Source organism: Nocardia exalbida NBRC 100660, from assembly GCF_000308575.1.
GTDB classification, from domain to species: domain Bacteria; phylum Actinomycetota; class Actinomycetes; order Mycobacteriales; family Mycobacteriaceae; genus Nocardia; species Nocardia exalbida.
Genome location: NZ_BAFZ01000116.1, coordinates 95,838 through 121,980 on the forward strand (window position 1 = coordinate 95,838; position 26,143 = coordinate 121,980).

General features: G+C 69.2%; 28 protein-coding genes. 12 read left to right on the plus strand and 16 right to left on the minus strand.

Translation table 11 applies throughout. The features are described 5' to 3' along the window. Positions 1-130: 130 nt before the first annotated feature. From ON29_RS26370 to ON29_RS26395, 6 genes are all read right to left on the minus strand, one after another. Positions 131-2,188 carry a CocE/NonD family hydrolase gene (locus ON29_RS26370; protein ID WP_040870404.1) on the minus strand — a complete coding sequence of 686 codons (2,058 nt, stop codon included), beginning with the start codon at positions 2,186-2,188 and terminating at the stop codon, positions 131-133. Positions 2,189-2,404: 216 nt separating this feature from the next. Continuing rightward, a complete protein-coding gene (locus ON29_RS26375; RefSeq protein WP_040870406.1) occupies positions 2,405-3,142 on the minus strand; it encodes a phosphoglyceromutase in 738 nt (245 codons plus the stop codon). A gap of 81 nt (positions 3,143-3,223) precedes the next feature. Continuing rightward, on the minus strand, positions 3,224-4,114 hold the full coding sequence (locus ON29_RS26380) for an ROK family protein (protein WP_040870408.1): 891 nt from the start codon (positions 4,112-4,114) through the stop codon (positions 3,224-3,226). Positions 4,115-4,193: 79 nt separating this feature from the next. Then, positions 4,194-4,688, minus strand: a complete 495-nt coding sequence (locus ON29_RS26385) for a type III secretion system chaperone family protein (protein ID WP_051175614.1) — start codon at positions 4,686-4,688, stop codon at positions 4,194-4,196. Between the two features lie 5 nt (positions 4,689-4,693). Then, on the minus strand, positions 4,694-6,139 hold the full coding sequence (gene mshA, locus ON29_RS26390) for a D-inositol-3-phosphate glycosyltransferase (RefSeq protein ID WP_085994945.1): 1,446 nt from the start codon (positions 6,137-6,139) through the stop codon (positions 4,694-4,696). A 77-nt stretch (positions 6,140-6,216) separates the two neighbouring features. Further along, complete coding sequence (locus ON29_RS26395) at positions 6,217-7,038, minus strand: alpha/beta fold hydrolase (RefSeq protein WP_040870410.1); 822 nt, start codon at positions 7,036-7,038, stop codon at positions 6,217-6,219. Between the two features lie 73 nt (positions 7,039-7,111). Here ON29_RS26395 and ON29_RS26400 point away from each other — a divergent pair, with 73 nt between their 5' ends. Then, positions 7,112-7,846, plus strand: a complete 735-nt coding sequence (locus tag ON29_RS26400) for an SDR family NAD(P)-dependent oxidoreductase (RefSeq protein ID WP_040870411.1) — start codon at positions 7,112-7,114, stop codon at positions 7,844-7,846. A 121-nt stretch (positions 7,847-7,967) separates the two neighbouring features. Beyond that, a complete protein-coding gene (mscL, locus tag ON29_RS26405) occupies positions 7,968-8,459 on the plus strand; it encodes a large conductance mechanosensitive channel protein MscL (RefSeq protein WP_306307227.1) in 492 nt (163 codons plus the stop codon). A 6-nt stretch (positions 8,460-8,465) separates the two neighbouring features. Here the strand turns inward: mscL and ON29_RS26410 are convergent, their stop codons facing one another. Both ON29_RS26410 and ON29_RS26415 read right to left on the minus strand, forming a co-directional pair. Further along, positions 8,466-9,689, minus strand: a complete 1,224-nt coding sequence (locus ON29_RS26410) for a L,D-transpeptidase (protein WP_040870413.1) — start codon at positions 9,687-9,689, stop codon at positions 8,466-8,468. Positions 9,690-9,772: 83 nt separating this feature from the next. After that, the gene (locus ON29_RS26415) at positions 9,773-10,867 is read right to left on the minus strand and encodes a UDP-N-acetylmuramate dehydrogenase (protein ID WP_373283923.1); all 1,095 of its coding nucleotides are present in this window, start codon (positions 10,865-10,867) and stop codon (positions 9,773-9,775) included. Positions 10,868-11,068: 201 nt separating this feature from the next. On the opposite strand from ON29_RS26415, the gene ON29_RS26420 reads away from it, so the two are divergent. From ON29_RS26420 to ON29_RS26430, 3 genes are all read left to right on the plus strand, one after another. Continuing rightward, the gene (locus ON29_RS26420; protein WP_040870416.1) at positions 11,069-11,554 is read left to right on the plus strand and encodes a DUF2505 domain-containing protein; all 486 of its coding nucleotides are present in this window, start codon (positions 11,069-11,071) and stop codon (positions 11,552-11,554) included. Between the two features lie 121 nt (positions 11,555-11,675). Beyond that, positions 11,676-12,197 carry a DUF2505 domain-containing protein gene (locus tag ON29_RS26425; RefSeq protein WP_040870417.1) on the plus strand — a complete coding sequence of 174 codons (522 nt, stop codon included), beginning with the start codon at positions 11,676-11,678 and terminating at the stop codon, positions 12,195-12,197. Next, positions 12,194-12,973, plus strand: coding sequence for a hypothetical protein (locus tag ON29_RS26430; protein ID WP_040870486.1), 780 nt, complete (start codon positions 12,194-12,196; stop codon positions 12,971-12,973). Before ON29_RS26425 ends, ON29_RS26430 begins: the two co-directional genes overlap by 4 nt. 11 nt (positions 12,974-12,984) lie before the next feature. Here the strand turns inward: ON29_RS26430 and ON29_RS26435 are convergent, their stop codons facing one another. Beyond that, positions 12,985-13,593 (minus strand): hypothetical protein, encoded by a 609-nt coding sequence (locus tag ON29_RS26435; RefSeq protein ID WP_040870487.1) that lies wholly within the window; start codon positions 13,591-13,593, stop codon positions 12,985-12,987. A 99-nt stretch (positions 13,594-13,692) separates the two neighbouring features. Between ON29_RS26435 and ON29_RS26440 the strand changes: the two genes are divergently transcribed. Beyond that, the gene (locus tag ON29_RS26440; protein ID WP_083864082.1) at positions 13,693-14,415 is read left to right on the plus strand and encodes an LmeA family phospholipid-binding protein; all 723 of its coding nucleotides are present in this window, start codon (positions 13,693-13,695) and stop codon (positions 14,413-14,415) included. Positions 14,416-14,498: 83 nt separating this feature from the next. Here ON29_RS26440 and deoC read toward each other — a convergent pair whose 3' ends face one another. Further along, positions 14,499-15,167, minus strand: coding sequence for a deoxyribose-phosphate aldolase (gene deoC, locus ON29_RS26445; protein ID WP_040870419.1), 669 nt, complete (start codon positions 15,165-15,167; stop codon positions 14,499-14,501). 155 nt (positions 15,168-15,322) lie between these two features. Between deoC and ON29_RS26450 the strand changes: the two genes are divergently transcribed. After that, complete coding sequence (locus tag ON29_RS26450) at positions 15,323-15,877, plus strand: GNAT family N-acetyltransferase (RefSeq protein WP_040870421.1); 555 nt, start codon at positions 15,323-15,325, stop codon at positions 15,875-15,877. 13 nt (positions 15,878-15,890) lie between these two features. Here the strand turns inward: ON29_RS26450 and ON29_RS26455 are convergent, their stop codons facing one another. Further along, entirely contained in the window at positions 15,891-16,376 is a 486-nt protein-coding gene (locus ON29_RS26455; protein ID WP_083864083.1) for a PIN domain-containing protein, read from the minus strand. Here ON29_RS26455 and purU point away from each other — a divergent pair. Next, a complete protein-coding gene (purU, locus tag ON29_RS26460) occupies positions 16,375-17,265 on the plus strand; it encodes a formyltetrahydrofolate deformylase (protein ID WP_040870422.1) in 891 nt (296 codons plus the stop codon). The two genes, ON29_RS26455 and purU, sit on opposite strands and share 2 nt — an antisense overlap. 24 nt (positions 17,266-17,289) lie before the next feature. Here the strand turns inward: purU and ON29_RS26465 are convergent, their stop codons facing one another. The 5 genes from ON29_RS26465 to ON29_RS26485 all read right to left on the minus strand — a co-directional run bounded on the left by ON29_RS26465 (position 17,290) and on the right by ON29_RS26485 (position 21,425). Beyond that, entirely contained in the window at positions 17,290-18,333 is a 1,044-nt protein-coding gene (locus ON29_RS26465; RefSeq protein ID WP_040870423.1) for an alpha/beta fold hydrolase, read from the minus strand. A gap of 92 nt (positions 18,334-18,425) precedes the next feature. Further along, positions 18,426-18,716: a DUF2516 family protein gene (locus tag ON29_RS26470; RefSeq protein WP_040870424.1), complete on the minus strand. Its 291-nt coding sequence runs from the start codon at positions 18,714-18,716 to the stop codon at positions 18,426-18,428. An 81-nt stretch (positions 18,717-18,797) separates the two neighbouring features. Further along, on the minus strand, positions 18,798-19,484 hold the full coding sequence (locus tag ON29_RS26475; RefSeq protein ID WP_040870426.1) for a heparin-binding hemagglutinin: 687 nt from the start codon (positions 19,482-19,484) through the stop codon (positions 18,798-18,800). After that, the gene (locus tag ON29_RS26480; RefSeq protein ID WP_040870427.1) at positions 19,481-19,987 is read right to left on the minus strand and encodes a helix-turn-helix domain-containing protein; all 507 of its coding nucleotides are present in this window, start codon (positions 19,985-19,987) and stop codon (positions 19,481-19,483) included. The genes ON29_RS26475 and ON29_RS26480 overlap by 4 nt, the downstream gene beginning before the upstream one ends. 103 nt (positions 19,988-20,090) lie before the next feature. Next, the gene (locus tag ON29_RS26485; protein WP_040870428.1) at positions 20,091-21,425 is read right to left on the minus strand and encodes a DUF445 domain-containing protein; all 1,335 of its coding nucleotides are present in this window, start codon (positions 21,423-21,425) and stop codon (positions 20,091-20,093) included. Positions 21,426-21,642: 217 nt separating this feature from the next. On the opposite strand from ON29_RS26485, the gene ON29_RS26490 reads away from it, so the two are divergent. The 4 genes from ON29_RS26490 (at position 21,643) to ON29_RS26505 (ending at position 25,939) form a co-directional block, all read left to right on the plus strand. Continuing rightward, positions 21,643-22,326 carry a TetR/AcrR family transcriptional regulator gene (locus ON29_RS26490; RefSeq protein ID WP_040870430.1) on the plus strand — a complete coding sequence of 228 codons (684 nt, stop codon included), beginning with the start codon at positions 21,643-21,645 and terminating at the stop codon, positions 22,324-22,326. A gap of 221 nt (positions 22,327-22,547) precedes the next feature. Beyond that, positions 22,548-23,960 (plus strand): ABC1 kinase family protein, encoded by a 1,413-nt coding sequence (locus tag ON29_RS26495; RefSeq protein ID WP_040870491.1) that lies wholly within the window; start codon positions 22,548-22,550, stop codon positions 23,958-23,960. A gap of 37 nt (positions 23,961-23,997) precedes the next feature. After that, the gene (locus tag ON29_RS26500) at positions 23,998-25,248 is read left to right on the plus strand and encodes a saccharopine dehydrogenase family protein (protein ID WP_040870431.1); all 1,251 of its coding nucleotides are present in this window, start codon (positions 23,998-24,000) and stop codon (positions 25,246-25,248) included. A gap of 34 nt (positions 25,249-25,282) precedes the next feature. Then, entirely contained in the window at positions 25,283-25,939 is a 657-nt protein-coding gene (locus ON29_RS26505; RefSeq protein WP_245549114.1) for a class I SAM-dependent methyltransferase, read from the plus strand. Positions 25,940-26,143: the final 204 nt, after the last annotated feature.

The following is a 26,143-nucleotide window of genomic DNA, read 5'->3' on the forward strand; positions in this document are numbered from 1 at the left end:
AGGGCCTTCGGAGATCGACAGACGCGCCGAGATTTTTTCGATCCGGTTCGCCGGACCTTCGATCGGAGCGTGTGCCCTCGCCCATACCCCGCGGCGTCGATCATGATGCGCGAAGGGCACACGCCCGGATCTACCAGCCCGGATTTCCTCTGACCGGGATGTTGACGAAGCTCGGACGGCCGGGATCCAGCTCCAGATGCTGTGGCCGCAGGCCGGTGTCGATCAGCATCGGCAGGATGGGCAGGCCCTTGGGGAAGTTGCCCGCGTACACGTCGACGCGCAGGCGGTGGCCCGGCTGCAAGAGCGCCTCGGTGGCGGGCAGCGCGATGTCCAGCGTGGTCGCCTCGCCGGGGACCGTCGGCCGCCGATTCTCCAGCGAGGTGAACGGCCGCGGATCGGTGTAGTCGCCGTTGGCCGACCTGCTGCTGTTCGCGTCGTCGATCGCCCGCAGCGAAGCCATCAGCTGGCCCGACGACAGCACGCTGGACTGCCCGTCCGGCGCGACGTCGTTCACGGTGACCACCCAGTAGCCGTCGGCCGCGTCCTGCACGGTGTTGAGCCGCACCGCGATCCGCCCGGAGATCGAGGTCGGCTCGGCGACCGGTGCACTGGTGAAGGTCAGGCCGTTCAGCTCCTCGACCCTGGAGTCCTTGGCGCAACCGTCGATCACCGAGAGCACACCGGCGCTGCCTTGCGCGGCGTCGTTGGAGCACAGGCTGGTCAGGCCGGGCGCGACGGTCAGGCGGGCGGGTTCGCCGCTGTCGTCGGGGCTGAGCGAACCGTCGTGGACACTGTCGGCGGTGCCGCTGGGCGCGGCGGACAGATACATCCTGCGGTGCACCGCCTGTTGCGCCTCCGCCGCGGGGCTCGGCGCGGCGAACGAGTCGGTGGTGATCCAGCCCCCACCCTGCTGGCGCAGAGTGATCGGGCCGTACCGGTCGATGCCGTTGTCGACGTCCTTGAGCCATTTGTCGAACCACGCGCGCTGCAACACGTCCAGCCGCGGCGGCAGGCCCGGCTCGCCGTACTCGTTGCCCGAATTGAGGTGGTAGGTGTTGCCCATCAGCAATTGCTTCTGGCCCGGCGGCAGCGGAATCTCGTTGTAGATCTTGGATTCCGAGTAGGCGAACAGGTCGTGCCAACCGCCGGTGACGAAGGTCGGCGTCCGGATCCCGCTCGGATCACCGAGCCAGTCCTGGCGCGGCCGGGAACCGTCGGTCAGCAGTTCCTTGGCGCGCGGGTCGAGATCCTCGAGACGCGCGGTGGTGTAGACGTTCAGCAGGACGTCCATGAAGGTCAACGGATCTCGGGCGCGGTCGGCCAGCCAGGTGGTGTCCAGTTGCCCGTTGAGCACCGATGCCAGATCGGGAATCAGCTTGAGGCCGTTGATCGCGGTCAGCCACAGCGGGATGAAGTTGAAACCGAAGCCGCCACCGGGCGCGAGCACGTCGTTGACCAGGTCGCTGCCCGGCACGACCGGGAAGATCGCCCGCAAGGCGGGTGGGCGCTGCTCGGCGGCCTGCACCTGGTTGATCCCGGAGTAGGAGATGCCGTTCATGCCGATCCGGCCGTTGGACCACGGCTGCCGGGACGCCCAGTCGATCACCTCGACCGTGTCCTGCTGCTCGCGGTCGCGCAGCATGTCCCAGACACCCTGGGAGAAACCGGTGCCGCGCACGTCGACGACCACCTGCGAGTAGCCGCTCTTGATCAGCTGCCGGTCGACGGTGAAGTTGCGCAGTTCGCCGCCGCCGAACGCCTTGGTGAGATCGGTGACGCCGGACAGCGGGGTGCCGCTCATGTCGATCTGGCGGAACAGCTCGATCAGCGCGTCGGACAGGCCGGGAATCGACTGCGCGTGATCGGCCAGGTTCGACACCAGCTTGGTGTAGGGCGTGAGGTTGACGATCGTCGGCGTGGGCGTGTCGATGGGCCGGCCGGAGGCGTCCGCGGGGCGGTAGACGTTGCCCTTCAGGACGGTCCCGTCACTCATCGTGATGGGGACGTCCCATTGGATGTTGATGCCCGGGTACTGCTGGGGGCCGTCTTGCGTGGCCGCCCAGTCCGCTCCGGCGGCGCCGCCGTCCGGGCCGGTGGGCGGCGCGACGGCATCCGCGCCGCCTGCGAGGAAGGGGACGAGCATCGTGACGGCAACTGCCGCCACCGTGGCCCGCAACGCGTACTTCATCGGACGTGATCCACCTCTCGGCTGGTCGAACGACCAGAGTGTACCGACCTACTTGCCGGTAAAAACAGTGGGTAACTTAATCGGCCGATGCTGTAGCACCGTTCGATGGCCCCTCTACCGGCGTGTCGCCCGCAACACCCTGAGCCCGCGTCCGAAACGACAACGCGCTGCCACCCGAAGGGGTGACAGCGCGTTGCGGAGTTCGCGATGTGCCGGCTATTTGCCGCCCTGACCGGCGACGGCCGCGGCGCCCGCGGCGGCCGCCTCGGGGTCCAGGTACTCGTGCGGGCGCACCGGGCGGAGGTCCTCATCCAGCTCGTAGCGCAGCGGGATCCCGGTGGGGATGTTCAGGCCCGCGATGTCCTCGTCGGAGATCTGGTCGAGGTGCTTGACCAGGGCGCGCAGCGAGTTGCCGTGCGCGGCGACCAGCACGGTCTTGCCGGAGAGCAGGTCCTTGGAGATGGTCGACTCCCAGTACGGAACCATCCGGTTGACCACGTCGAGCAGGCACTCGGTCTTCGGGACATCGATTCCCGCGTAGCGCGGATCGCCTTCCTGGCTGTACTCGTTGGCCGGGTCGATCGGCGGCGGCGGGGTGTCGTAGCTGCGGCGCCACAGCATGAACTGCTCGTCGCCGTACTTCTCCCGGACCTGCGCCTTGTTCTTGCCCTGCAGCTCACCGTAGTGGCGCTCGTTGAGCCGCCAGTCCCGGATCACCGGGATCCAGTGCCGGTCGGCGGCGTCCAGCGCGATGTTCGCGGTGGAGATCGCCCGGCGCAGCAGGGATGTGTAGACGACGTCCGGCAGGATGCCGTGCTCGGCCAACAGCTCCCCGGCGCGCTTGCCCTCGGCGATGCCCTTGTCGGTCAGATGCACGTCCACCCAGCCGGTGAACAGGTTCAGGGCGTTCCATTCGCTTTCGCCGTGGCGCAGCAGCACGAGGGTGTACGTCATGCCGCCATCCTCCCATGCGCGCCCGGCCGGGTCGCATCGGTTCCCGCCCCGCCGCCACCGCCCGCGCGGCAAAGCACGATGTCAGACCGGTTCATCGGCGGCGAGCACGCCCGCGCCCACCAGCGTCGCGCCCTCGGTGATCGCGGAGAGCTCCACCCGCAGGCCGTGCAGGAAACTCAGCCCGGCGTGCGCGTCCACCGCGGCGCGCAGCGGATCCCACAGCGGCGCACCGGATTGCGCGAACCCGCCGCCGATCACCACCCGGTCGACGTCCAGCAGGGCGGCGGCCGAGACGATCGCCACGCCGAGCGCGGTGCCCGCCCGGCGCAGGGCGGCGACCGCGACTTCGTCACCCGCGTGCGCGTCCGCGGCCAGTCGCGCACCCGTGCCGCCGGACCAGCCCTGCTCGCGCGCCCAGCGCACCGACGACATGCCGCTGGCGATCGCCTCGACGCAGCCGCGGCCGCCGCAACCGCAAGGTGTGTCCCAGCCGGGCACGACGATGTGCCCCACGTGGCCCGCGTTGCCGGTGCGCCCGAGCAGCACCTTTCCGCCCGCGACGATCCCACCGCCGATCCCCGACGACACCGTCATGGCCAGCGCGTCGGGCACTCCGCGCAGCGCGCCGAGGCGGTGTTCGGCCAGCGCGAGACAGGCGCCGTCGATGGCGAAACGAATCGTGGCGGCCGGGAACAGCTCTCGCACGGCGGCGACCACCGGGAAGCCCGCTTTCCACTCGGGAATGTTCAACGGACCGGTGACGCCGGCCCGCACGTCCACCGGACCGGCCGCACCTATCCCTACGGCGCTGACCGGTTCCGCCCCCGCCACCGCGAGCAGCAGTTCCCGACAGGCCTCCCATACATTCGCGTCCGGCACGTCCACCCGGCGGACTTCGCGCACCTCGGGACCGGGGCACACCACTCCGGCCGCGAACTTGGTCGCGCCGATGTCCAGAGCGAGAATCGCCAACGCCGTGTCCCTTCGCCGAGCCGAGCCACCTGCGATTGTCACCCGATCGGTGCCACGGCGGGCCGGATCCGGCGACCGGTCAGGGCTTGTCGGCGGAGTCGACCAGATGCTCGAAGGCGCGCAGGTTCTGCAACGATTCACCGCGCGAGACGCGCCACTTCCATTCCCGCCGAATCGATTCGGCGAAGCCGAGTTCCAGCAGGACGTTGAAGTCGGCGTCGACGGCCTCGAGAATCTGCCCGAACACCCGGTCCAGTTCGTCAGGGGTGACGGCATGCGCGGACAGGCGGCCGACCAGATAGATGTCGCCGACCCGGTCGAGGGTGTAGGCGACGGCGTAGAGCCTGCGGTTGCGGCGCAGCAGGAACTTGTAGACGCCTTCGAAGTTCTCGTCCGGCTTGCGGCAGACGAACGATTCGACCCGGACACCGTGCTTGCCCACCGTGAGCATCACCGTGGTCTTGAGTTTGCGCTCACCGGGGAGGATGACGACGAAGGTCTCCTCGCCCGGCCGGGTGTACTCGATCTCCCTGTCGCGCAGCGTCTCGTCGATGAGCTGCGCGGTCGCCTGCACCTCGTTCACCGGCGTACTCCCGTCCGGCGCCGCCACAGCGCCCGTGATCTGGCCTGGCTGGTCTCACCGAGCAGGGCTGCCGTCCGCTCTCCGGCGGGGCCGGTGCGGTCGGCGGAGTCCGGGTCGTACGCATCCTCCCGCACGACGCTGTGCGCCAAGCCGCGGCCGCCCAGCGCCGTCCGCTCCTCCCGGAAACCGGCCAGGGCCGCGGCGTAGCTGGCCAGCAGCCCGTCGGCGGTGTGCGCCCAGGAGAAATTGGCCGCGTGCGTGACGGCCTGCTCGCTCATCCGGCGCAGGCGGTCGGGGTCGTCCAGCAGCAGGCCCAGCGCGTTCGCCCAGTCGGCGGTGCGGTGCCCAGGGACCAGCAGACCGGAGACATCGTGCCGCACGGCCGTGCCGAGACCACCGACGTCGGCGGCCAGCACCGGCGTGCCGCTGGCCTGCGCCTCGATGGCGACCAAGCCGAAGGACTCGTTGTAGCTCGGCACCGCGACCAGGTCGGCGGCGCGGTAGACCTGCACCAGCCGCTGCGGGGGCTGCGGGGGCAGGAAGCTGACCCGTGTGGCGATGCCCAGCTCGGCGGCCAGATCGATCAGCGCGTGCGGCCGCTCCAACCCGCTGCCGGACGGACCGCCCACGATCAGCACGCGCAGCTTGCGCTGCGGGTCGGCGCGCAACACCTCCGCCGCGGCGCGCACCAGCACATCGGGCGCCTTCAACGGTTGGATCCGGCCGACGAACGCGACGATCAGCTCGTCGGCGGCCAGCCCCAGTTCGGCGCGGGCGGCCGCCTTGTCACCGGGGTGGTAGCGGCCCAGGTCGGCGCCGGGCGGGACGACGTCGATGCGCTCCGGGTCGGCGCCGTAGAGCTCGACCAGCTGGCGTGCCTCCTCGGCGGTGTTCGCGACCAGCCGATCGGATTCGGCGATCACCTGTTTCTCGCCGATCTCGCGGGTCACCGGTTCGGGACAGTCGCCTTCGGCCAGCGCGGAATTCTTCACCGCCGCCAGGGTGTGCGCGGTGTGCACCAGCGGCACCCGCCACCGGTCCCTGGCCAGCCAGCCGACCTGGCCGGACAGCCAGTAGTGCGAATGCACCAGGTCGTAGTAACCGGGCAGATGCCGGGCCTCTTGCCGCAGCACCTCCGCGGTGAAGGGGCACAGCTGGGTGGGCAGATCGTGCTTGTCCAGCCCCTCGAACGGGCCTGCCACCACGTTGCGCACCAGCACACCGGGCGCGGCCTCCTGGACGGGCGGGACGTTCGACGACGTGGCCCGGGTGAAGATCTCCACCTCGGTGCCGCGCCGGGCCAGCTCGACGGCCGTCTGCAGGACATAGACGTTCATGCCGCCCGCGTCGCCGGTGCCCGGCTGCGCGAGTGGTGAGGTGTGCACCGATAACACGGCGATACGGTTCGGCCGTAGGTCCGGGCGTTGACTCACACTATCCATAGTGCACGTTGCGTTCCCCGGCCCAGACACGCTATCCGCGGCAAGTGAGAGCTATCACAGGGCGGACGTGAATCCGATCACAGGCTGTCGACGAACGCGCTCACCTCGGTGACGAAGCGGGAACGGTCCTCGATGAACAGCCCGTGCTGGGCCCCTTCCCAGAACGACGCACGCGCGTCCGGGACGGCCTCGGCGATGTAGCGGCCGTTCTCGATCGGGACGACCTGGTCGGCCGTGCCGTGCAGGACGAGCACGGGAACGTCCAGCGTGCGCAGTGTCTCGGTGTTGTCGACGGTCCGGTAGAACAGCGCCTTGCGCACCGCGGGCGGGGTGGCGAGGCTGGCACCGAACAGGCGCTGCGCGTCGGGCCCCTTGTCCGCGCCCGGTCCGGTATTGGCGTTGCCGAACACACCGAAGGCACGCACGGCCCGCCCCGCGCTCTCCTCGAAGACGCCCGGTATGGCCTCGCCCATCATGCGGCCGGTCGCCGCGCCCGGCACACCGGGGCCGATGTTCGCCATCGAGCCGGTGTAGACGACGCCCGAGACGGCGTCCGTGCCGTAGGCGGTCAAGTAGTCCGACAGCACGATCCCCCCGTAGGACCAGCCGAGCAGCACCGCGCCGGACGCGATGTCCTCGGCCGCCAGTACCGCCGCGAGGTCGGCCGCCCAGTTCTTCGGATCGTCGTAGCCCGCCGCGGGCGCGTCGGAGTAGCCGTGGCCGCGCAGGTCGACGGCGATCACCCGGTAGCGCGCGGCGAGGTCGTCGGCGGCCGCACCCCAGCAGCGCAGATTCGCCGACCATCCGTGCACCAGCAGCAAGGGGCGCCCGTGCGCCGGACCACTCACCCGATAGACGATGTTCGTTCCGTCCGCGCTCACCACGTCCCGAATAGCCATGCCACCGAGGCTAACCGTCGTTCCGGTGACCGCGGGCGATCGGGCAAACCTCGCGCACCTAGGATCTAACGACATGAGCACTCGCAGCGCCGTCGTCACCGGAGCAAGCTCGGGCATCGGCGAGGCCACCGCCCGGGAGCTGGCGAAGCAGGGCTATCACGTCTACGTCGGTGCGCGCCGGGTCGATCGGCTGCGCCGCCTCGCCGAGGAGATCGGCGGCACCGCAGTGGAACTCGACGTCACCTCCGACGAGTCCGTGCGCGCGTTCGGCGAAGCGGTCGAACGCGTCGACGTGCTGGTCAACAACGCGGGCGGCGCCAAGGGCCTGGCGCCGGTGGCCGAGGCCGACCTGGACGACTGGCGCTGGATGTGGGAGACCAACGTGCTCGGCACGCTGCGCGTCACCAAAACCCTGCTGCCGAAACTGATCGCCTCGGGCGACGGATTGATCGTCACCGTCACCTCGGTGGCCGCGTTCACCGCCTACGACAACGGTTCCGGTTACACCTCCGCCAAACACGCCCAGGCCGTGCTGCACCGCACCCTGCGCGGTGAACTGCTCGGGCAGCCGGTACGCCTGACGGAGATCGCTCCCGGCGCGGTGGAAACCGAGTTCTCGCTGGTGCGATTCCAGGGCGACGCCGAGCGGGCGGCAAAGGTGTACGAGGGCATCGACCCGCTGGTCGCCCAGGACATCGCGGAGGTCATCGGGTTCGTCGCGTCGCGGCCCGCGCACGTCAATCTGGACCAGATCATCATCAAGCCGCGTGACCAGGCCGACGCGGGGCGGTTCGCCCGCCGCACCTGAACATTTCATAGCCGAATAGCATTACTCATTCGGCGACCTGGGCCGGGGTCGCGGATTGTTCGGTCTTCGCTGTGCGTTTCGAGCCGTTAGCATCCGAAAAGCGTCAGTTCAAGGACATCGGATGGGAGTGGTTCGGCTCATGCTCAAGGGCTTCAAAGAGTTCGTGATGCGCGGGAACGTCATCGACCTCGCGGTCGCCGTCGTGATGGGCACCGCGTTCACCTCCGTGGTGACCTCGGTGACGAAGGGCGTCGTCAATCCGCTGCTCGCGGTGTTCGGCAGCACCAACGCGCTCGGCCTCGGCGTTCAGCTGATCCCCTCCAAGCCCGCCACCTTCATCGCCATCGGCCCGATCATCACGGCCGCCATCGATTTCGTCATGGTCGCCGCGGTGCTGTACTTCGTGCTGATCCTGCCCATGAAGACGATCAAGAACCGCTTCGGCACCCCCAAGGCCGCCGAACCGACCCAGATCGAGCTGCTGACCGAGATCCGCGACCTGCTCGCCGAGCGGCACGAAGCGGTTCGCGCGCAACAATCCGCCGACCGCAGAATCGAAGCGGAACACTCGGACGACAGCGAGTTCGAAGAGCAGAACGTGAAGGCGCGCTAGAGCCGGTCAGCGCGCTCCCGCGGGCTGCGGGGGCAGGGGCGTGGCGGAGACCACGGGCGACGGCGAACCTTGCAACGCCGACATGGTCTTCCAGGTGCTCCAGTCGATGGTCCAGTCGTAGAGGTCGCCGTCGGCGGCCGAGAGCGGGATCGAGGTTCCGGTCACCTCCACCGGATCGCCGTACAAGGCCGTGGGGAAAAAGGCCTGGGCGTCGGCGGGCGACAGGTTGATGCACCCGTTGGTGACATTCGCCGAGCCTTGCGCCGACAGCGATTCCGGGTTGGCGTGGATGAATTCGCCGTTGTTGGAGATTCGTACCGCCCAGCGTTCGCGAACGTTGGTGTAGTACGGCGGGTTCGACATCATGAAGTCTTCGTATTTCTCGGTGACCACGTGAACGCCGGAGCGGGTCACGTTGCGCGGTTCGTTGCCCTCGCCGTAACTGGCCGCGAGATCGAACACGGTCCGCCCGTCACGCACCACCTGGATGCGGTGACTGGGAGCGCTCGCCTTCACGATCTGGCTGCGGCCGACGCGGAAATCCGTGGTCAGATCGGAATCGCCGTAGTTGCCCGCGCCCAGGTCCAGTCCGTAGAGCCGGGCCGAGACGTGCACGCTCGTCCCCGGGGTCCAGTAGTTCTTCGGACGCCAGTGCAGGCGTGAGCCGCCGTCGTCCGGGAACCAGGCCCACGCGCCCTCGGTGGGCGGGTCGGTGGTGATCGTGAGCGCCTTCTCCACCGCGGCCTTGTTCACGACCGAGGACTTGAACTGCAAGATGATCGGCGCCGCGATGCCGACCTCCTGGTTGTCACCGATATTCAGGGTCGCGGGGACGGTGTTCTTGGGCGCGAGGGTGCGGAACGAGCCATCGATCGGGATCGGCTTGCCGTCGGTACCGACGGCGGTGCCCGACCAGGTGTAGGTGGCGTCGTAGCCGAGCGGCTCGGTGATGGTGTAGCCGCGCCGGTCCGGAGCGAGCTCACCGCGCACCTGCTTGCCCGCGGCGTTGGTCAGCGCGACCTGATCGATGGTGCCGTCGCTGATCGTCACCGAGACCGGGGCGGTCGGGTTGACGTCGGTGTCGTCGTCGGCGGGGGTCAACTTCACTTTGGCGATCGGGCCGGAGTCGCGACTCGACGGGCCGGAGTCACGGTCTATCGTGCAACCGGCCACCAGGGCGACGACCACCAGCAGGACGGCCGACGCCACGGCAACCGATCGGCGGATCATCGGACGGTGGTTCACTTCGTCGAATCTACGCGCGGCGCGCTACCGGTCTCGTTTCCGCGGCGTGTGGTGTCGGCCTCAGCGCGTCAGAGCGTGACGCCCACTGTGACCGGCTCCGGCTCCAGCCGGATCCCGAAGCGCTCGGCGACGCCGTCGCGGACCGTCCGGGCCAGCGCCACCAGATCGGCGGCACCGGCGGCGCCGCGATTGGTCAGCGCCAGTGTGTGTTTCGTCGACAGCCGAGCGGGCGCTCCGGCGCCGGGGAAGCCCTTGGCGAAACCCGCCCGCTCGATCAGCCAGCCCGCCGAGAACTTGACCCCGTCCGGCGCCGGGTAGGTGGGCACCGCGACATCGCCCAGGTGCGCGGCGATCGCGGCGCGCACCTGCGCCTCCCGCTCCGGCGCGACGACCGGATTGGTGAAAAACGAGCCCGCACTCCAGGTGTCGTGGTCGGCGGGATCGAGCACCATGCCTTTGCCCACGCGCAACCGCAGCACCGCGTCCCGGACCTGCGCCGCGGGCCGGGACTCCCCGTCCCCGGCGCCCAGCACCGAGGCCAGTTCGCCGTAACGCAGCGGCACGCTGGAACCGTCCGGGCGCAGCGCGAACTCGACCGCGAGCACGACGGCGTCGTCACGGTGCTTGAGCACGCTGGTGCGATAACCGAAGCCGAGTTCGCCGGGCTCCACCCAGCGGATCTCCCCGCTCGCGCGGTCCAGCAGGCGCACCCGGCGCAGCAGGGCCGCCACCTCCGCGCCGTAGGCGCCCACGTTCTGCACGGGCGTCGCGCCCGCCGAACCGGGAATGCCGGACAGGCACTCCAGTCCCCCGAGACCGGCCTCGACTGTCGCACGCACCACGGCGTCCCAGTTCGCGCCCGCCTCGGCGATTACACCGCAGTCGCCGATCTCGACGCCGGTGGTGGCGACCAGGACCACCACGCCGTCGAAGCCGTCGTCGCTGATGAGCAGATTGGAGCCGCCCGCGAGCAGCAGGACCGGGACGCCCGCCGCGTCCAGCGCGCGCACCGTCGCGACCAAGGCCTCGGTCGTCGCGCATTCGGCGACCAGGGCGGGGCCGCCGACCCGCAGTGTGGTCAGCTCCGCCAGCCGCACGTCGGCGCGCAGTCGCGCACCGGTACCGGCGAGGAGGTCCGACGGCACAACTCGTGAAGTTCGCACGGTGCTAAACGGTAGCGTGCGCGCTGACGGCTGGACGCTGGTGTATTCCTCTCGCGGCGGACCGGATGGCACCACTCGGACAGCACGAGCGCAACCCGGTGGCTGGCGCGCCGATGGCCGCAGGGGGCGTCGTCCGGCCCGTGAGCGGATCGGACAACACCACTCGTAGGGCTCCGGCGCTGCACGGTAGCGTGTGCACCCATGGCTACACCGCTGGCGTACACGGCCCGCTACTCTCATCCGCCCGCCGCGGTGCGCGCGGCGTTCGCGAACGATCAGTACTGGAAGGATCGCATCGCGGCGGTCGGCGGCCCCAATGCCCGGCTGGATTCGGTCACCGTCAGCGGTGATCAGGTGCGCGTCGAGATGGTGCAGGCCATCGCCGCCGAACAGCTGCCCGCCGCGGTCACCGCGGTGCGCCCCGGCGATCTGATCATCCCGCGCGTCGAAGACTGGACCGGCGATCGGGCCGACTTCGAAGCCCGCGTCGAGGGCGCGCCCGCCGAGGTGCGCGGCACCGTCACGCTGGCCGCCGACGGCTCCGGCGCCGTCGCCACGGTCGAGGGCAGCATCGAGGTGAAGATCCCGCTGTTCGGCAGCAAGATCGAGAAGGCGATCGCGGAGCACCTCACCGAGCTGCTGAAGAACGAGGCGGAATTCACCGGCCGCTGGCTCGCGGAGCACTGATCCACGCGAGGAATGCGGACATTGTTCGACGTCACACCGCGCGGTCCCCGCGTTCGTGGCAGGTCCGCACTCCACCCGCCCGCCGAGGTCGGCGGCGCCGCACCCAGTAACGTGTGAGCCCATGGCACGCCGATTGGACTACTCCGCCCGCTATCCGCTGCACACCACAAAAGAGCTGTACGCGGCGCTGTCGAACCGCGATTACTGGGACGCGCGGATGCAGGAGATGAGGAAGTACTCGCCCGGCAACGAGGTGGTCCGGCTGGAGGCGGGCGACGGCGGGATCGACGTCGAACTGCACCACATCCTGCCCCGCGAGATGCTGCCGGAGATCGCCCAGACGGTCATCCGCAAGGACATGGTGATCACCCGCAAGGAGACCTACAGCCCGTTCGCCCCGGACGAGGTCACCGGCAAGTACTCGGCGGCCATTCCGGCGGGCCCCGGCAGCCTCGGCGGCGCCATCCGACTTTTCCCCACCGACACCGGCTGCACCATGCGCTTCTCCTCGGAGGCGAAGGTGTTCATCCCGATGGTCGGGCCGCGCCTGGAGCAGCTGATGCTGGTGAACCTGGTCGACCTGTTCCGCGGCGAGGCCGAGTTCACGGTCAAGTGGCTGGAAGAACAGCACCCCACCCGCTGACCAGACCGGTCGGCAACATCACCCGTGGCACCACCGCCGTCAACCGCCTCCGGCGCAGCGACCGCCGGCTGATCAACGACGATCTCGTCGCCGACCGGCTGGCCCGCGCACCCGATCCGCTGGTGGTCGACCTCGGTTACGGCGCGAGCCCGTGGACCACCTTCGAGCTGGCGGCGCGCCTGCGCACGATCCGCGCCGACGTGCGCGTGGTGGGGCTCGAGATCGACCCGCAGCGCGTGGTGCCCGGACGCGACGGCGTCACCTTCGCACGCGGCGGCTTCGAATTGGCGGGGCTGCGACCGGTCCTCGTTCGCGCCTTCAATGTGCTGCGGCAATATCCGGAATCGGCGGTCCCGGACGCGTGGTCGACCGTCCTGGCGGGGCTGGCTCCGGACGGACTGCTGGTCGACGGCACCTGCGACGAATTGGGCAGGCGCTGCGCGTGGATCCTGCTCGACCGGGACGGGCCGCGTTCGCTCACGCTGGCCTGGGATCCGTTCACCGTCGAGCGGCCCTCCGACCTCGCCGAACGCCTGCCCAAGGCGCTGATCCACCGCAATGTCCCCGGAGAACCCATCCACGCGCTGCTCGCGGCAGCCGATCGTGCGTGGGCCCACGCCGCGCCGATGGCGCCGTTCGGTCCTCGTGTCCGCTGGCGTGCGGCTGCCCAGGCCTTGCGCGCGGAAGGCTTCCCGATCCGCCCCTACCGCCGTCGCCTACGCGACAATGTGCTCTCGGTCCCGTGGTCGGCCGTCGCGCCGCTCGATCCGAGCTAGCCAGAGTTTCGTCACGCTACGGCTAGCGCCTGGTACACCCGTCTCGCGGCGCGGGGCGAGAGGCGCGCTCCCGCGTCGGTGATCTCCCGGCCCGCGCAGCGGTCGATGGCGACCGCGTCGGCGACCACCTCGTTCAACGCCGCCTGCCCGATATCGCCCTCGGCCAGGTCCAGCACCGTGCGTACCGGCGTCGTCACCAGGAAAGGACCCGCCGATTCCACGTCCGAGCCGGCCAGCGACCGGCGCACGACCGCCAGCCGCGGCGTCACCGGTGGACGTCCCACGCGCACGGACAGGTGCAGGAACCGCGGGCCGAGGCTGCCGAGCCCGTGCAGCTCCGCCGCACTCTGATGGGAGACCACCGCGGCGCCGTCGAACCAGGCAGCCCACATCGCGTATTCGTCGAGCGGACCTTCCGGCCACCCGGCCAACCGCAGCATGCCGATTCCTGCCCTTTCCACCGAACCGTCGCCGAGGCCTGCCCGCACTCGCGCCCCGCACCCCGTGCGCAGTACCTGCCGAGTCGTGAAGAAACCGGCGTGCCGACCGGCCCAGCGGCGCAGAACACGCCATCCTTGTTCCGCGGATCCGATCGCGCGGCTTGCCACATCGCCAGCCATGGGCATCAGGCTACGCTCGGTTTTTGTGCTGCATGTCACATTCGAACCCCTCACTGCCTCCTCAGAGACGGCACAGAAAGGTCGGGAAGAATTTTCGCCATGAGTACGAACACAACCTCCACCAAGACGATCAACCGGCGAGCCCTGCTGATCGCCCTGACCGTGGTAGCTGTTCTGCTCGCCACGATCCTGGTCGGCGGCGAGGCCTACGCCAGGCACACGGTGTCGAAGTGCATCAGTTCGCAGTTCGAGAAGGAGATGGGATCGAAGATCGACGTCGGCTTCGGCCCCAAGCCGATGCTGATCACCTGGATCGACGGCAAGGTGCCCTCGGTGCGGGTGAACAGCGACGACACCAAGTTCGGTCCCGCCGTCGGGATGGTGGTGCACGCCGTCTTCCGGGACGTCGACCTCACCGACCACGGTGGCGGCGAGATCGGCAGTTCCTCGGCCGATGTCACGTGGAGCAACGAGGGGATCAAGGAGACCCTCGGCAGCATGGTCAGTGACGTGAGCTCCTCGGCGAGCAGCGGCCTGCTCACCCTGTCGGTGCTCGGCGGCCTCGCCCAGCTCCAGCTGAAACCCCAGATCGTGAACGGGACGGTGCAGGTGGAGACGATGTCGGCGGAACTGCTCGGCATGGGCCTGCCCGCCGACCTGGTGCAGAGCATCGTCGACCTGTTCACCCAGAGTCTGCAGAGCTACCCGCTCGGCATGGCGGCGACCGAACTACAGGTCACCGACTCCGGCGTCGCGGTCCACCTGTCGGGTGGACGCACTCAGCTCGAGCCCGCGGGCGACAGCTCCGACATGCGCTGCTGAACGCCCCCCTCCACAACGTCTTCGGGCGTTGCGGAGGCGCACGGGGGAAGACCGGATATCCGCGAACGCTTTTCGGGTGCCGATCACGGCGCGAAGCCGTCGAGCACCTCGCGGGATCTCGACAGCCCGAGCCGGGTCGCGCCCGCCGCGATCAGCTCCGCGGCCGCCTCGGCGGTCCGGATCCCGCCGCTGGCCTTGATGCCGAGCCGCCCGCCGACCGTATCGGCCATCAACCGCACGGCGTGGACGCTCGCGCCGCCGGCGGGATGAAACCCGGTGGAGGTCTTCACGAAATCGGCTCCCGCACGCTCGGCGACCCGGCACACCTGCACGATCGCATCATCCGGCAGGGCGGCGGATTCGATGATCACTTTCAACAGGGTTCGATCGCCCACCGCTTCGCGCACCGTGACGATGTCGGCGAGCACCGCCGTGTAATCCCCCGCGCGGGCCGCGCCGACATCGATGACCATGTCGACCTCGGCCGCGCCCTGGTCCGCCGCGAGCCGCGCCTCGGCGCCCTTCACCAGCGAATGATGCTTCCCCGAAGGGAATCCGGCGACCGTCGCGACCACCAGTCCTGGCGCGCGCACCGGCAACATGGACGGCGACACACAGATCGCGAGCACGCCCAATGCCCGCGCGTCCTCGATCAACCCGTCGACCTCGGCGGACGTCGCCTCCGGGGCGAGCAGCGTGTGATCGATCATGGCGGCCACTTCGGCCCTGGTCAGCGACGCGGAACTTGCCATGGGGTGAGAGTCTGGCACACCAGAGGCGAATTCCGTTGCGCGCCTGGCGGCACTTCCCGCACACTCGTAGCTGATGGCGCATCGGAGAACGTTTCGCCACGGTCGACTGACTAACGTGTGCGGATGGGCCCTACTTCGTTCGGGAGGAGACGACCGTGCTGATCCGTCGCGAACGCGCCGACGACGCCGCTGTCATCGCTGCGGTGCACCGCAGCGCATTCGCACCGCGCTATGCCGATGCCGGCGATACCGATGGCGCCGGCGTGCCCGGTGACGGCGCCGATCCGCCCGAGGTGAACCTGATCACCCGGTTGCGCAGCGATGAAGGCTGGATCCCGACGCTCTCCCTGGTGGCGATCGAGCACGACAGCGTGGTCGGCCACCTGTGCCTGACCAGAGCCTCCGTCGGCCCGTTCCCCGTGCTGGCGCTCGGCCCGATCGGTGTGCTCGCCGATCATCAAGGCTCCGGGGTCGGTTCGGCCCTCATGCACGCGGCGCTCGGCGCCGCCGACGCCCTCGACGAACCCCTGATCGGCCTGCTCGGCAGCCTGGAGTTCTACCCGCGCTTCGGTTTCGTCCCCGCCGCCCGTCTCGGCATCACCCCGGACGACCCGGCCTGGATCAGCCACTTCCAGGTCCGCTCCCTGTCGGCCTACGACTCCCGGATCGCCGGCGAATTCCACTACGCGGAGCCGTTTTACAACCTCTGAGCACGACACCGGCTCACCGAGCCGAGACGACCCAGCGCCAGGAATGCACGGTGTCGGCCGGGTGGAGTCCTGCCCTGAGCCGAGCACATAACGGGCACTGAACCCACGGGTTGATGACAGATACTCCGGCAGCCTGGAAGGGCGCGGTATCGCGAGTAGCCACGGTCATGTTCGCGGCGCCCGCCGTCGCGGCGATATAGCCGTCGGCGGTGCCGATCGCGGCTCCGGCGGCGCGGGCGGTGGCCATGAGTTCGGGGTACGCGGTGGATGCGGCCAGGTCGAAAGCGAGAACTCGCCCCGCGAACAGAGGCAACACCCGAGTCTCGAGCCTGTCGCGCAGGACTTCTCGTCGCCTACCCTCTGGCATCGCGGCAATGCCGAACCGCAGTTCGGCCACGGTAACCGCCGACAGGTACATGCTCGGGAGCCTCGCCGCCTTCCGAAGGTCAGACGAAGGCGCGGCGAATCCCGCCCGGCGCACCTGCGAGGATGAACGCATGAGTTCCGCTCCACCCGTCCTGGACGACCGCCGCTACGTGCTGACGCTCGGCTGCCCGGATCGTCCGGGCATCATCGCCGGGATCACGTCGTTCATCGCCGAGTTCGGCGGCTCGATCGTGGAGGCGGGGTACCACTCCGACGTGGAGACGGGCTGGTTCTTCACTCGCCAGGCGATCAAGGCGGCGACGGTGCCGTTCGGGATCGAGGAACTGCGCGACCGGTTCGCCGGGGTGGCGGCCGACCTGGGTCCGCAGACCGAATGGCAACTGCTGGACTCCCGCGCCCGCCGCCGCGCGGTCCTGCTGGTCAGCAAGGACGGCCACTGCCTGCACGATCTGCTCGGGCGCGCCGCCAGCGGTGAACTGCCCGCCACCATCGAGGCGGTGATCGGCAACCACCCGGATCTCGCTGCGATGACCGAGGCGCACGGGGTGAAGTTCCACCACGTGCCGTTCCCGAAGGACCCGGCCGAGCGCGGTCCGGCGTTCGAGGAGGTCCGCGCCCTGGTGGACGCGCACAACCCGCACGCGGTGGTGCTGGCACGGTTCATGCAGGTCCTGCCCGCCGAGCTGTGCGAGCACTGGGCGGGCAAGGCCATCAACATCCATCACAGCTTCTTGCCGTCGTTCGTCGGCGCTCGCCCCTACCACCAGGCGTTCGCCCGCGGCGTGAAACTGATCGGCGCCACCTGTCACTACGTGACCGCGGAACTGGACGCGGGCCCGATCATCGAGCAGGACGTCATCCGCATCGATCACGCGGACGAAGTGCGCGACATGGTCCGCCAGGGCCGCGACATCGAGCGGGTGGTCCTGGCGCGCGGGCTGCGCTGGCATCTGGAGGGACGCGTGCTGGTGCACGGCCGCCGGACGGTCGTCTTCTCGTGACGGGGCGTACGCCGCCCCGGCGCGTCAGCCCGCGAGGTCGGCGCGGGCGCGCTTGCCCACCTCGGCGAGCAGGCGCCCGAGTTCCTCGTTGAACCGCTCGTAGGCCTCGACATTGCCGAGATGGCCGGTCGGCAGCATCTGGTAACGCATCAGGCTGCCGGTCTCCCGCAGCAGCTCGACGATCCGCTCGGAGTGGACCGGCGGCGTCATGTCGTCGAATTGTCCGGAGAGCACCGTCGTGGGGACCACGAGATTGCGCGCCGACTCCCCCACATCCATCGTGGCGAGCAGGAAACCGAACCTGGAACGCACCCGGGCAGGGCAGGACCGCACGATGGCCATGCTGAAGTCCAGCAGCTCGCCTTTGGCCGCGGTGCTCAGGATCTGGCGCGCGAACAGCCAGCGCACCGGCGCGATGGGCGGGAAGACCATCGGGGCGCCGAGCCCCAGCCTGCCGAACAGGAAGGGCAGCGGCACCTTCAATTGCAGCAGCCGCCACGGCCGGTTCAGCAGCGGCACCACCGTGGTCTCCAGGATCAGCCGATCGGCCGCGGTATTGGTCAGCAGCACCGCCTGCGCCTGGCGCGCGACCCGCTCCGGGTAGCGTCCCGCCCACGCCTGCAGCGTCATGCCGCCGAGACTGTGCCCGACCAGCACGGCACGCTGTCCGGGCGCGAGCGCGGCGTCGAGCACCGCCGCCAAGTCGTCGGCCAGCAGGTCCATGCTCAACTCGCTCGACCCGTATTCACTCTCGCCGTGGCCGCGCTGGTCGTAGGCGATCACTCGGTACTCACCCGCGAACGCGTTGATCTGCGGATTCCAGTATTCGATGCAGCAGGTCCACCCGTGCACGAGCACGATGACCGGCTTGTCCGACGAACCGTAGGCGTGGACGCGCAGCCGGGCTCCGTCCCCTGCGCGGACCGGGATCACCTGGTGGGGCACGGTCGGGGGGTTGAACGCCGCGATCCGGTAGGTACGGGAACGCAAGTCGGCGCTGTGCGCGTCGCGCAAGCTCCGGAGCAGCCCCGGGAAGCTCGTCAACGCGGTCGGCAGCATGGCACGCATCGGACACTCCTTTGTGTTACTGCTAGATACAGTAACCCCGATTCGTACCGCTTGCTAGTGCAAGCACCCTTACCGGTCGGCGATCTCCGCCCTCACCAGCGTGGACCCCGCTGCACCTCGTCGACCTTGGGCCGGACGTCGGCCAGGTAGACGCCGGTGGCGATGATCGCCGCGAAGGAAAGCAGGCCCAGACCCGCGGGCGAGAGGAGGAGCACGAGCACGGCCGCTCCGAGAATCGCCAGCCAGATGGGCTTGGTCAGCTTGTCCACCGCGGTGAACGCGTCCGGACGCTGACGAACGGCGTGGATCAGCGCGAAAATCGTCGCACCGAGCGCCGCCAGCCACAACACCAGCAGGATCATCCCGGTCAATCCGTGCACCATATTCACCCCACCCATCATAGAAGCAACGCCCCCGCGCACCAGGGGTGCACGGGGGCGTCGGACAGCTTCGGCTGCGGGCGGTCAGGCCTTCTTGGGAGCGGCCTTCTTCGCCGGAGCCTTCTTGGCCGCGGCGGCGGGGGTGGCCGCCTTCTTGGCCGGAGCCTTCTTCGGCGCACCGTTCGTCACCGGAGCCGGGGTGGCCTCGGTGGTCACCTCGACGACCTCGGCGTCGACGACCGGCGCGGCCTCGGCCACCGGCGCGGCCTCGGTCTCCTCGACCTTGGCCGGGCGGCCGAGCAGCCCGTTGACGCGCCCGAACACGTCCTCGGCGCGGCTCACCGCGTCGCCGTAGATGGTCTCGACCTTGCCGATCCGCTCCTCGACCAAGTGATTGGCGCGCAGCCGATCGATGGCCTCCTCACCGCGGACGGCCAGGTCGGCGTAGAGGTCCAGCGCCTGCCGGTAGTACTTCTCGGCCAGCGTGCGCAGCTCCTCGGCGGTGAACTTCTCGCGCAGCTCGGCGAGGTCCTCCGGCAGCTCCGACGGCAGCCCGGACAGCCGCCCGCGCAGCGACTCGAACTGCGCCTGGACGTCGGCGGGGACGGTGGCGAAGCGCTCGCGCGCCTCCTCGACCCGGGCCTGCACGTCGGTGGTGACCGCGCGTTCGCGCACCTGCGCGACCACGTCGTTGACGGCGGCGTAGAGGGCGTCACCCGCACCGACGGTGGCGAGCAAGGGCTTGGTGACGGTGGCGTTCTTCTCGGTCATGATGTTTCGTTCTCCTGGCGTGGCGGAGTGTCGGTTGTCGTGCGCGGAACGTCGCTGTCCCATACGTCCCCCCCTGCCTCGTTTCCTCCGTTTTCCCGGCGAAACGATTCATAGATGTCCAGCAGCACCTGCTTCTGCCGCTCACTGATAGACGTGTCGGCGAGCAGGGCATCCCGGATCGGGCTGTGCGGCCGCTGCTCGAGATAGCCGGCCCGTACGTACAAGACCTCCGAGGAGACCCGCAGCGCTTTCGCGATCTGCGTTAGCACCTCGGCGGACGGATTGCGCAGTCCGCGCTCGATCTGGCTGAGGTACGGATTGCTCACCCCCGCCAGCTGGGCGAGCTGACGCAGCGAGACTTGCGCGGCTTCTCGCTGTGCCCTGATGAAGCCTCCGATGTCGTGCGCCGCGTTGACGACGCGTCCCCCTCGTTCGCCGACGCCGGACGAGTGCTCGTCCGATCTGTCGGTGTACTCGGCGGAAACCTCGGGCTGGTCTGCCATCACTCACCTTCTGGCGGTTGTACGAGTCGATTCTAGGACAGGGTGCTAGCTATTGCAAGCAGTCTGCTAGCAGTGTTCGGGCAAACGGTCCGCATGCCGCGGCTCAACCGCCGAACATCAAATGGGAAATCGTGTAGATCGCCAGTCCGGCAAGCGAACCGACGACGGTTCCGTTGATGCGGATGAATTGCAGATCCCGGCCGACCTGCAATTCGATCTTCTTGCTCGCCTCTTCGGCATCCCACCTGGCAACCGTGTCGGTGACCAGGGTGCTGATCTCACCGGCATAGTTTTCCACCAAGTAGCGCGCGCCGCGGTCGATCCAGCCGTCCACGTTTGCGCGCATGTCCGCGTCGTCGCGCAATCGCTCGCCGAGCTGCTGCACGTTCTCGGCGACCTTGCGCCGCAGCGTGCTGCGCGGATCGTCGGCGGACTCCAGGATCAGCCGCTTCGCCGCGCGCCAGGTGGCCGAGGCGAGTCCGGTGATTTCCTCCCTGCCCATGATCTGCGCCTTGATGCGCTCCGCCTTCTTGATCATGGCGTCGTCGTTCTGCAGGTCCTCGGCGAATTCCTCCAGGAACCGATTCGCGGCGAGGCGGACCTCGTGCTCCGGATCGGAGCGGATCTTCCAGGTGAACTCGACCAGTTCCCGGTAGATCCGTTCGGAAAGCAGGATGTTGACGAATTTCGGCGCCCATTGCGGCGCGTCCCGCAGCACGATCCGATCGATCGTCTCCTGCGAGCCCAGCGCCCATTGGTGCGCGCGCTCGGCGAGCAGATCCAGCAGCGCCAGTTGCCGGTTGTCGGCGAGCAGTTCCGCGAGCACCCGCCCGATCGGCGGCCCCCACAGCGGCTCGGCGATCCGCTTGACGATGGTGTTGTCGATCACCTGCTCCACGTCCTCGTCGCGCAGCACGCCGACGACGGCCCGCAGGATCGTCGAACTCTCCTGCGCCACGCGAGCGGCATGACCGGGATCGGCCATCCACCGCCCGACCCGCCAGGAGACCTGCGCCGAGTTCACCTTCGCCGACACCACCTCCGGCGCCAGGAAGTTCGTGCCGACGAAGCTACCGAGGCTGGCGCCGAGCTGGTCTTTCTTGCGCCGGATGATCGCCGTGTGCGGAATCGGCAGGCCGAGTGGATGACGGAACAGGGCGGTCACCGCGAACCAGTCCGCCAGCGCGCCGACCATGCCCGCCTCCGACGCGGCCCGCAGGTAGCCGACCCAGTCGCCACCCGCCCCCCGCGATTCGGTCCAGCGGCAGAACAGATAGATCACGGTGGCCAGGGCGAGCAGGCCGGTGGCGAACGCCTTCATCCGCCAGAGGTCACGACGCTTGGCCGCCTCGTCGAGTACGGCGGCTAAGCCGAAGGGCGCGGCGGCAGGCCCGGCGGGGGCGTCCGCCACCGCGGTGTTGCCGGGAGCTTTCTCCATGCCTCCCATTCTGCTGTGCGCGGCGAAGTAGACGAGCGGGCGAGCGCGATGAGGACACGCCGGACGCGCCCGAAGCTGTGGTTCCTACCGCATCCGGGCTCAAAAGCGCATATCACGGGTAGCGGGGACCTAAGCTGGAGCCACCGAGCCCGAACGAACGAGGGAGCCCACGCTGTCCACCGAAGACCTTGTCGATATCGACGAGCGACCGTCGGCGGTGCGCGGCGGCCGGATGGACGGCCGCAAGCGCCGGTGGCGGCAACACAAGATCGACCGCCGCGAGGAACTCGTCGACGGAACCCTCGCCGCGGTGCGCGCCCGCGGCAGCAACGCGGGCATGGACGAGATCGCCGCGGAGATCGGCGTCTCCAAGACCGTGCTCTACCGCTACTTCTCCGACAAGAACGACCTGGTCCACGCGACCATGCAGCGGTTCATCGAGACCACGCTGATGCCGCGGGTGTACGGCGCGATCAGCCTGGACGCCGACGAATACCAGCTGGTGCGCTCGGCGCTCGCCGAATACGTCGGGACGGTGGACGAGGACCCGGAGGTCTACCGGTTCATCATGGGCAACGGTTCGGCCGACCAGTCCTCGCTCGCCGAGTTCGAGAAACTGTTCGCCGAAGTGGTGTGCACCGTCATCACCGAGCGCGCCGGGGAGCGGGGCGTAGCCACCGAGGGCGCCGCGCTGGCGTCGTACGTGCTGGTCGGCGGCATTCAGCTGGCGACGCACTGGTGGACCACCAACAAGTCGCTGTCCCGCGAGGACGTGATCGACTACCTCACCATGCTGGCCTGGAGCGCCATCGAGGGCATGGCCCGTGCGGGCGGCTCGCCCGCGACCTTCAACGCGCAGCAGCACGTGCTGCCCTCCCCCGAGGCGCCCCCGCAGGACTGACTCGGGCCGTCGGCCCAGGTGCTAGCTGGACCGCTTGCTGAAGTTCACGGGCACTGTCGACTTTGCCCGAACCTTGGCTAGTCTGAACCCGAGCGGTGCGCCGAGTGCGCTGCGTCACCGCCGGCGCCGTACTCGACGGCGGTCCGCGCGGGACACGACGGCCCGCACGCTGCCGCCTGCGCGTCCGTCGCTCCGACCGCGGCACCAACGGAGGTACCTCGATGGCGAAGCAAGTACCGACCTCTCGGCTTGCTCGTGGCACCAAGCTGGGTGCGGTGGCAGCCAGCTCGGTGCTTCGCACCCAGCGCACGCGGTTGACCATGCGGGGCAGATCCGAGGCCGTCCGGGCGAAGATGGCCGAGGAATCCATGATCCGCACCACCGAGCAGGTGGTCATGGTGCTGGGCACCATGAAGGGCGTCGCGATGAAGCTCGGGCAGATGATGTCGGTGCTCGATCTGGACCTGGTTCCCGAGGACCACCGGGAGCGGTTCCAGAAACGCCTGGCCGTGCTGCGCAACGCGGCCCCGACGGTGTCCTTCGCGGCCATGCGCCAAGTGATCGAGGACGATTTCGGCAAGCCGCTGGACGTCGTCTTCGCCGAGTTCGACGCCGAGCCCGTCGCCGCCGCCTCGATCGGCCAGGTGTATCGGGCGCGACTACACGACGGCCGCCAGGTCGCGGTGAAGGTGCAGTACCCGGGCATCGACGCCGCGGTGCGCGCGGACCTGAAGAATCTCGCCATGTTCCGGCGCGTACTACAGTCCGCGATGCCGTGGGTGACGCCCGCGGTACTGGACGAGCTGCGGCTGAACATGGAGGCCGAACTCGACTACCGGGCCGAGGCGGCCACCCAGTTGCAGATCGCCGAGCTCTACGCCGAGCACCCGTTCGTCATCGTGCCGCGCTCGCTGCCGGAGTTCTCCAGCACGCGGGTCCTGGTCACCGAGTACGTGCAGGGCAAGGGTTTCGACGAGATCCGGCAGCTGCCCCAGGCGGAGCGCGACCGGATCGGCGAGATCATCTACCGGTTCTACATGGGGTCGCTGTTCACCTTCAACGAGTTCTGCGGCGACCCGCATCCGGGCAACGTCCTGCTGGCCGCCGACGGGCGGGTCGGGTTCCTGGATTTCGGGCTGTTCAACCGGATGGATCCCGAGCACGTGCAGTTCGAGCTGGTCTGTCTGCGCGCCGCCGCCGAAGACCGCGCGGAAGATCTGCGCGAGTTGATGATCCGGCGCGGCGTCATCGATTCACCGGAGGAGATCGGCGCCGAGGAGTGCCTGGAATACGTGCTCGCCGCCTCGGAATGGTGTCTGGTCGACGAGGAACTGACCATCACCCCGGAGCTGGCCAGCGGCGCCTTCCTGCTCGCGGTGGACCCGAGGGCCAGCGAGTTCACCGGCATGAAGCAGCAGAACCTGCCACCGGAACATCTCTTCTCCCGCCGCGCCGACTTCCTGACCTTCGGCATGCTCGGCCAGCTCGGCTGCACCGCGAACTGGCATCGCATCGCCCGGGAATGGCTCTACGACGAACCACCGGCCACCGAACTCGGCCGCGTCCATCACGCCTGGCTCGACGGCCGCCGGCAGGCAGCGTCGCAACGGCCGCGCAAGAAGACCACGAAGTAGCCGCCGAACGGCGGCACGACCGCAGAACGGAAGACCCATGGCAGACACTCGGGAATACGACCTAGTCCTCTTCGGCGCCACCGGTTTCGTCGGCAAGCTGACCGCGGAGTACCTCACCGGGGCCGCCCCCGAATCCGCGCGGATCGCGCTGGCGGGACGGTCGCTGGACAAGCTGACCGCCGTGCGCGACGACCTCGGCCCGAAGGCCGCGAGCTGGGGCCTGGTGGTGGCCGACTCGAAAGACCAGGCCGCACTGGACCAGCTGGCGGCACGCACCAAGGTCGTGGTCACGACGGTCGGCCCGTACCTGCGCTACGGGTTGCCGCTGGTGGCGGCGTGCGCCAAGGCGGGCACCCATTACGCCGACCTCACCGGTGAGCCGCTGTTCATCCGCGAAGCCATCGACGCCTATCACGAACAGGCCGTCGCCACGGGCGCGAAAATCGTCAATTCGTGCGGCTACGACTCGATTCCGTCCGATTTGAGCGTCTACCAGCTCTACCGCCGCACGGTCGAGGACAACACCGGCGAACTCGTCGACACCACGCTGGTGGCTTCGCTCAAGGGCGGCGTCAGCGGCGGCACCATCGATTCCGGCCGGGCCATGATGGAGGCGGTCGCCGCCGATCCGGCCAAGGGCAAGGTTCTCTCGCACCCGTACTCGCTGAGCCCGGACAAGTCGATGGATCCCGACGTCGGCCGCCAGTCCGATCAGGCGCTGTCCCGGGCGAGTGCGGTCGACCCGAGCCTGGACGGGTGGGTGAGCACGTTCGTCATGGCCGCGCACAACACCAAGGTCGTGCGGCGCACCAACGGCCTGCTCGGCTGGGTGTACGGCAAGAACTTCCGCTACCGCGAAGTGATGAGCGCGGGAAGGTCGCGGATGGCGCCGCTGGTCGCGGCGGGCATGGCGGGCGGCATCGTGGCGGGCTTGACCGCGGGCGCGCTGCTGTCGCGGGCCGCCGCGGGCCGCAAGCTGCTGGACCGCGTGCTGCCCAAGCCGGGTACCGGGCCGGACGAGAAGGCGCGCAAGAGCGGCTGGTTCACCATGAAGACGTTCGCGCACACCACCTCGGGCGCGAAGTACGTGGCCACCTTCTCCGGCACCGGCGATCCCGGCTACCAGGCCACCGCGGTACTGCTCGTCCAGAGCGGCCTGTGCCTGGCGTTCGACACCGACAACCAGCCCGAGCTCGCGGGCATCCTCACACCCGCCGCCGCGATGGGCGACGCGCTCACCGAGCGGCTGCGCGCGGCGGGCATGACCATCACCGTGGACCGCGCCTGAGAGACGCACACCGGTGAACCTCGCACGAAAAACGATGAACGCCCCCGCGCTCGCGGCGGTGTACGAGCGAGCCTGGCGGCCGACGCTGTTCTATCTCGCCAGCGGGCGGACGACCGAGGCGGACCGGCGTGACGCGGTCGCCACCCTGCGGCTCGGCGGCGCACAGAAGGTGCTCGACATCGCCTGCGGGCCAGGCAATTTCACCCGATATCTGAGCGAGGCGCTGTCCGGCGACGGCTACGCGATCGGCTTGGACTACTCCGAGCCGATGCTGGCGCGCGCCGTCGCCGACAACGCCGGACCGCGCGTCGGATATCTGCGCGGCGACGCGCGCACACTCCCGTTCGCGGACGGCACCTTCGACGCCGTCTGCTGTTTCGGCGCGCTCTACCTCATTCCCGACCCGCTCGTCGCCGCCCGCGAGATGATTCGCGTCCTCGCCCCCGGTGGCCGCATCGCGATCACCACCAGCCATCGGGCCGCCAACCCCATCGGCGAGGTGAGCCGCGTGGTCGGCGGTCTGAGCGGTCTGCGGGTATTCGGCACGCGGACTTTCCCGACCCTCTTCGCCGAACAGGGCTTGGTGGAGATCGACCAGCGGGTCCATCGCCTGCTCCAGTACGTCAGCGCGACGAAACCCGCTCAGCCGCTGGAGACAGCGTTCGGCGGGCACGGGCTCGATCGCCGGTGACCGTCCGGATCACGAACCCGAGTTCGTCCACGGTCTGATCGGCGTCGCCCTCGCTCGCGCCGACCGCAAACCGGCCACGACCCCGGCGGGCAGCCCTCTCCAGTTCGCGGGCGGCCAGCGCGTCGCACGGCTTCCGCCGCCCAAAGCGCTTTGCCGCCGGGAAGTAGTGGTAGCGGAGCCGGTGGGGATCATCTCCGGTTCCCC

Bases quoted from the DNA above. Each gene is read 5' to 3' on its own strand.
- ON29_RS26370 (WP_040870404.1), bottom strand. From the start codon at position 2,188: ATGAAGTACGCGTTGCGGGCCACGGTGGCGGCAGTTGCCGTCACGATG.
- ON29_RS26375 (WP_040870406.1), bottom strand. From the start codon at position 3,142: ATGACGTACACCCTCGTGCTGCTGCGCCACGGCGAAAGCGAATGGAAC.
- mshA (WP_085994945.1), bottom strand. From the start codon at position 6,139: ATGGATAGTGTGAGTCAACGCCCGGACCTACGGCCGAACCGTATCGCC.
- ON29_RS26395 (WP_040870410.1), bottom strand. From the start codon at position 7,038: ATGGCTATTCGGGACGTGGTGAGCGCGGACGGAACGAACATCGTCTAT.
- ON29_RS26400 (WP_040870411.1), top strand. From the start codon at position 7,112: ATGAGCACTCGCAGCGCCGTCGTCACCGGAGCAAGCTCGGGCATCGGC.
- mscL (WP_306307227.1), top strand. From the start codon at position 7,968: ATGGGAGTGGTTCGGCTCATGCTCAAGGGCTTCAAAGAGTTCGTGATG.
- ON29_RS26410 (WP_040870413.1), bottom strand. From the start codon at position 9,689: ATGATCCGCCGATCGGTTGCCGTGGCGTCGGCCGTCCTGCTGGTGGTC.
- ON29_RS26420 (WP_040870416.1), top strand. From the start codon at position 11,069: ATGGCTACACCGCTGGCGTACACGGCCCGCTACTCTCATCCGCCCGCC.
- ON29_RS26425 (WP_040870417.1), top strand. From the start codon at position 11,676: ATGGCACGCCGATTGGACTACTCCGCCCGCTATCCGCTGCACACCACA.
- ON29_RS26435 (WP_040870487.1), bottom strand. From the start codon at position 13,593: ATGGCTGGCGATGTGGCAAGCCGCGCGATCGGATCCGCGGAACAAGGA.
- ON29_RS26440 (WP_083864082.1), top strand. From the start codon at position 13,693: ATGAGTACGAACACAACCTCCACCAAGACGATCAACCGGCGAGCCCTG.
- deoC (WP_040870419.1), bottom strand. From the start codon at position 15,167: ATGGCAAGTTCCGCGTCGCTGACCAGGGCCGAAGTGGCCGCCATGATC.
- purU (WP_040870422.1), top strand. From the start codon at position 16,375: ATGAGTTCCGCTCCACCCGTCCTGGACGACCGCCGCTACGTGCTGACG.
- ON29_RS26455 (WP_083864083.1), bottom strand. From the start codon at position 16,376: ATGCGTTCATCCTCGCAGGTGCGCCGGGCGGGATTCGCCGCGCCTTCG.
- ON29_RS26465 (WP_040870423.1), bottom strand. From the start codon at position 18,333: ATGCGTGCCATGCTGCCGACCGCGTTGACGAGCTTCCCGGGGCTGCTC.
- ON29_RS26470 (WP_040870424.1), bottom strand. From the start codon at position 18,716: ATGGTGCACGGATTGACCGGGATGATCCTGCTGGTGTTGTGGCTGGCG.
- ON29_RS26475 (WP_040870426.1), bottom strand. From the start codon at position 19,484: ATGACCGAGAAGAACGCCACCGTCACCAAGCCCTTGCTCGCCACCGTC.
- ON29_RS26480 (WP_040870427.1), bottom strand. From the start codon at position 19,987: ATGGCAGACCAGCCCGAGGTTTCCGCCGAGTACACCGACAGATCGGAC.
- ON29_RS26485 (WP_040870428.1), bottom strand. From the start codon at position 21,425: ATGGAGAAAGCTCCCGGCAACACCGCGGTGGCGGACGCCCCCGCCGGG.
- ON29_RS26495 (WP_040870491.1), top strand. From the start codon at position 22,548: ATGGCGAAGCAAGTACCGACCTCTCGGCTTGCTCGTGGCACCAAGCTG.
- ON29_RS26500 (WP_040870431.1), top strand. From the start codon at position 23,998: ATGGCAGACACTCGGGAATACGACCTAGTCCTCTTCGGCGCCACCGGT.
- ON29_RS26505 (WP_245549114.1), top strand. From the start codon at position 25,283: ATGAACGCCCCCGCGCTCGCGGCGGTGTACGAGCGAGCCTGGCGGCCG.